The following is a 3,028-nucleotide window of genomic DNA, read 5'->3' as shown; positions in this document are numbered from 1 at the left end:
AGCTTCCGTTTTTATGTGAAGGGGGTCAGCATCCGCCAGAATGGCAAGCTGAAATTGATAGCCAGTAAAGGGGTCAGCTTAGTCCAGTCTATCCACACTGGGATTAATTGGAATAAGTGCTTGGTTAGGGAAACGACAGATATTGACTTGGATTGTTAGACAAGACAATGACAGCGAGCCAAAAATGACTTTAACGCCGAATATTGATGACGAGATTTGTGTGTTGTCATCACCAATATCTGAAGGACCTTATTACCTAAAGTCACCTTTGCGAACCGATATAAGGGAAAGTAGAAAAGGAAAAACATTAAACCTTAAATTTCAAATAGTTGACTATCCAAGTTGTAATCCGATTGAAAATGCAATAGTGGAAATTTGGCAATGTGATGCTGTTGGAAATTATAGTGGATATAAAGAGGGAATTGGACATAATATTTGGGAATCAGCTAAACAATTAGAATTTGGAAAGAAACAACATATCGAGTCAAGTAATAAATCTGTTTATTTGCGCGGCTATCAAAAAACCGACTTAAATGGAAATGCTGAATTCACAACTATAATTCCTGGTTGGTATGACCCACGCGTGCCACACATACATTATAAAGTAATATTGGATGACAAAGAGCATTTGACAAGTGAATTGTATTTTGACCAAAAATTCTGTAATGAATTATTTACATCTGTAGCGCCTTATAATCAATATGGAGAATCACCTTATGATTTTAGAAATGACAAGTCTTTGGCGAATGTGAAAGAAGGAACCGGACTTATTTTAACGCCTGAAAAGAAATCTGACAATACAGTCCTTGCAACAGCAAAAATTGGAATTAAATTAACATAAGCCAGTTGCCAATCAAGTAGACGGCTCAGCCCCTAAATAGAGGCAGAGCGCGCCTCTCACACCACCGTTTAGAAAGCTCACTAGTTCAAGCATACCCCTGCCTATAAGGCACTTGCACCCTCTAGATTAATTATTTACCTTTAGGTAAAGTAAAAGATGTTCATCCAAGGCTCATAAGGCATATAATTAATGGCCAGTTTGTGATTGTTTGCCAAGTTTCAGAATGATTTTCGGTTCTGATTTATTTACTAACTTTTGTACAAAACTGCGCCACCAATCATACACGCGACCTTGTAATCAATTAGAAAATGAGAATATCAATATTAATATTTTACTTGCTTTTTAACACTTTTACTTGTGTTGGTCAAGAATCGCACTTTGTTAAAACGCAAGATGGTATGCTACATTATGAAGTTATTGGAGAAGGAAAACCAATTTTAATCATTAATGGCGGACCAGGTTTTAGTAGTGAAGGATTTAAGAATATTGCAACAGAAATAGCATTGTTAGGTTATAAATCGATACTTTTTGACCAAAGAGGAACGGGAAAATCGACATTAAATCAAATGGACACCACTACCATAACTATGAGTAAAATGGCTCTTGATATGGAGGTTATCAGAAAAGATATAGGTATTGATGAATGGATTTTGTTCGGTCATTCTTTTGGAGGAATGTTAGCCAATTATTACACCACTAAATTTCCTAACAGAGTTTCAGCAATAATACATTCATCCTCTGGAGGATTAGATTTACATTTGATTGATAATGCACAAAGCAATCTTAACTCAAGATTAACAGAACAAGAAATAGATTCTTTAAACTTCTGGAGAAACAAGTTAAGGGAAAATGAATCTGAGTATAACCGAAGAAAATTCAATCAATATCTCGCTTCGGCCTATGTGTATCAAAAAAAAAATATACCAATTGTAAGTGAACGATTGATGCAAGGCAATATGAGTTTAAATCGTATGGTCTGGGATAATATGTTGAGCATAAATTTTGATTGTAAAAAAGATTTAGAGTCTTTTGACAAACCTGTGCTTATTTTACAAGGAAAACAAGATGTTATCCCACAATCCTTAGCTTTTACAGCAGATAAAGTTTTCTCAAATTCAAACTTGTTCTTCTTGGATAATTGTGGACATTACGGCTGGCTAGACAAAAAAAAGGAATACTTAAATCGGATAAATGATTTCCTTATCAAGCTAAAAAAAAGCCACAAGGAAAAAAATAACTGATTACAATAACTAAGCATTCCCCGATAAAAAATCGGGGCAGGGGTGGGGCTGGAGTCCCGTTTTATCGGGAATCAAAGATGATTGAAGTGTTAACTGAACCGGTGTTTGTCGGTATGCACTATGGGGATTGATCAAAACCTTGGTAGAAATGCCGGTAAAAAGAACGTAGATTAACAATGGTAACCATTACACAACTCCATAATTTATAAACCCCAAACCTCTAAAAGCCTCCCCAACCTTCGGAAAATGCTTTCTTTTTTTATTCAGACCTGAAAATGATACAAACCTCACAGGTCTTGAAGACCTGTGAGGTTTTACTATATTATCCATCAGATTCATAAACTGCTAAAAGAAAACAAAGGCAAAGACAGAGTTTATCATTTAAAAATAACGGCTGCATTATTAGTATTTTCCAAGAAGTACGACTGTAATAATTTGGTCTAATTTTTGTGCAACTTAAGCGTTTTTAAAAAGATAATTTTATAGCTTGCGCTAGCAATAAAATTCGCTTTAAAACAGCAAATTCTTCCTTTAATTAAGGCCTGTTCAAATGCCTTTATGTATGTTTTAAAATTATCCGTGTATAGTTCAGAGTATCTTAATGTATTGTTCATGGTGAGTCTATCTATTGTTCATGTACCTTTCATGCTACCCTAGTGCTACTTTCATGCTAGTGTTACCCTAGTCAACCCCTACTATCATACTACTTTCTCAATTTTCACAAATCAGTTATAAGATTACCAAAAAACAAAATTTCCCAACCCTTTAAATCTGCAAAAAAATAGCAGGCAAACGCCAAATCCCAAAAACGCAATATTATATGTAGTCCTTACAAGACTGGGGATTGACGGGGTTCAAATTTCTTACCCATATTTAATACCTAACGGCATTACGCCCCAGCGGGGCAAAATATGGGTAGTCAAGAAATCGCAACCAAGTAAATGTC

2 protein-coding genes are annotated in these 3,028 nt (G+C 35.2%); both read left to right on the top strand.

The annotated features are described in order from the left end of the window. Positions 1 to 184: 184 nt before the first annotated feature. Positions 185 to 841 (top strand): dioxygenase family protein, encoded by a 657-nt coding sequence (locus K8089_RS15910; protein ID WP_237604282.1) that lies wholly within the window; start codon positions 185 to 187, stop codon positions 839 to 841. A 308-nt stretch (positions 842 to 1,149) separates the two neighbouring features. Then, positions 1,150 to 2,082, top strand: a complete 933-nt coding sequence (locus tag K8089_RS15905; protein WP_237604281.1) for an alpha/beta fold hydrolase — start codon at positions 1,150 to 1,152, stop codon at positions 2,080 to 2,082. The last annotated feature ends 946 nt before the right edge of the window (positions 2,083 to 3,028 follow it).

Origin of the sequence: Aequorivita vitellina (assembly GCF_022008365.1) — a bacterium.
GTDB classification, from domain to species: Bacteria; Bacteroidota; Bacteroidia; order Flavobacteriales; family Flavobacteriaceae; genus Aequorivita; species Aequorivita vitellina.
Note: the sequence above shows the minus strand (reverse complement) of the source record. Positions and strands in the feature narration are given on the sequence as shown.

Bases quoted from the DNA above. Each gene is read 5' to 3' on its own strand.
- K8089_RS15910 (WP_237604282.1), top strand. From the start codon at position 185: ATGACTTTAACGCCGAATATTGATGACGAGATTTGTGTGTTGTCATCA.
- K8089_RS15905 (WP_237604281.1), top strand. From the start codon at position 1,150: ATGAGAATATCAATATTAATATTTTACTTGCTTTTTAACACTTTTACT.